The organism is Sulfitobacter sp. HI0040, from assembly GCF_001634885.1.
Lineage (GTDB): Bacteria > Pseudomonadota > Alphaproteobacteria > Rhodobacterales > Rhodobacteraceae > Sulfitobacter.
Window position 1 is genome coordinate 1 of the sequence record NZ_LWEX01000429.1, and the last position, 237, is coordinate 237.

The 237-nt window shown below is 64.6% G+C and carries 1 protein-coding gene; it reads right to left on the minus strand.

Annotation, left to right across the window (positions count from 1 at the left end; translation table 11 throughout):
• Window positions 1-237 (minus strand): hypothetical protein (locus A3728_RS17700; RefSeq protein WP_150120870.1); only part of this gene is annotated, 237 nt, incomplete at both ends.

Sequence of the window (237 nt, forward strand, 5' to 3'; positions counted from 1 at the left end):
GCGAGCTTGCTGGTCACATCCTCGCTCAGTCCCATGGCCTTGCCGACCTCGCGGATGGCGCTGCGGGGGCGGTAGTGGATCACGGTGGCACAGAGCCCGGCGCGGGCGCGGCCATATTTCGCGTACATGTACTGGATCACCTCTTCGCGGCGTTCATGTTCGAAATCCACGTCGATGTCGGGCGGCTCGTCGCGTTCCTCACTCAGGAAGCGTTCGAACAGCACGTCGTGCTCCGCC